Origin of the sequence: Streptococcus oralis (assembly GCF_001578945.1) — a bacterium.
GTDB classification, from domain to species: Bacteria; Bacillota; Bacilli; order Lactobacillales; family Streptococcaceae; genus Streptococcus; species Streptococcus oralis_Q.
The window spans coordinates 91,926-93,330 of the sequence record NZ_KQ969552.1 but is presented as its reverse complement, the minus strand read 5'-3'; the positions used below and the strand labels follow the sequence as shown (position 1 = coordinate 93,330).

The 1,405-nt window shown below is 42.7% G+C and carries 2 protein-coding genes; both read left to right on the top strand.

Going from position 1 to position 1,405, the window contains the following annotated elements; all coding sequences use genetic code 11:
* The coding region (locus SORDD16_RS05845) for a DeoR/GlpR family DNA-binding transcription regulator (RefSeq protein ID WP_081215158.1) at positions 1-579 on the top strand (579 nt) is incomplete at its 5' end.
* The coding region (pfkB, locus tag SORDD16_RS05840) for a 1-phosphofructokinase (RefSeq protein ID WP_061452885.1) at positions 576-1,405 on the top strand (830 nt) is incomplete at its 3' end. The genes SORDD16_RS05845 and pfkB, both read left to right, overlap by 4 nt.

Here is a 1,405-nt window from a genome sequence, read left to right as displayed (position 1 = left end):
GGTGCAGAATTGCCCCACTCCTTGCGGGAAGAAGAAACCATCCAAGAAAAATCTATCAAAAACCTTCAAGAGAAGAAGTTGCTAGCTCAGAAGGCAGCCTCTCTTATCAAAGAAAGAGATGTTATCTTTATCGATGCTGGCACAACCACAGCTTTTTTGATCAAGGAATTGACAAATAAGAACATCACAGTTGTGACCAACTCCATTCACCATGCGGTTCAGTTGGTTGAAAAACAGATTCCGACTGTCATGGTTGGAGGAAGTGTCAAGATGGCAACAGATGCATGTATTGGTGGTGTGGCTCTTAACCAGATTAATCAATTGCACTTTGACCGTGCTTTTATCGGGATGAATGGTGTAGACGATGGTTATTATACGACTCCAGATATGGAGGAGGGAGCTGTGAAGCGTGCTATTTTGGAGAATGCCAAACAAACCTATGTCTTGGTTGATTCGTCTAAGATTGGACAAACTTGCTTTGCCAAGGTAGCACCGCTTAAACGCGCTATTGTCATCACAAGTCAAGGGCATGAGCTCTTGCAGGCTATTAAGAAGAAAACGGAGGTAATAGAAGTATGATTTATACAGTCACACTCAATCCATCCATTGACTATATCGTTCGCTTGGACCAAGTCCAAGTCGGCAGTGTCAATCGTATGGACAGTGATGATAAGTTTGCTGGTGGGAAAGGAATCAATGTCAGTCGTGTTTTGAAACGCTTGGATACTCCTAATACTGCGACTGGATTTATTGGAGGCTTTACTGGTAAATTTATCACAGATACCCTTACAGAGGAAGATATCGATACTCGTTTTGTCCAAGTAGCAGAAGATACTCGTATCAATGTCAAGATTAAAGCAGACCAAGAAACGGAAATCAACGGAACAGGCCCAACTGTCGAACTGACTCAGCTGGAAGAATTAAAAGCTATTTTATCTAGTTTGACTGCAGAAGACACGGTTGTGTTTGCGGGTTCAAGTGCTAAGAACCTAGGCAATGTTATCTATAAGGATTTGATTGCCCTAACACGACAAACCGGAGCCCAAGTCGTTTGTGATTTTGAAGGACAGACCTTGATTGATAGTTTGGACTACCAGCCACTTTTGGTTAAACCAAATAATCACGAACTTGGAGCTATCTTTGGAGTGAAACTCGAAAGTTTAGATGAAATCGAGAAATATGCTCGTGAGTTACTAGCTAAGGGGGCTCAAAACGTCATTATCTCTATGGCTGGGGATGGTGCCCTTCTTGTCACATCTGAGGGAGCTTACTTCGCCAAACCTATCAAGGGAACAGTCAAAAATTCAGTGGGAGCTGGTGACTCTATGGTCGCTGGATTTACCGGTGAATTTGTCAAATCTAAAGATGCAGTAGAAGCATTCAAATGGGGAGTAGCTTGTGGAAC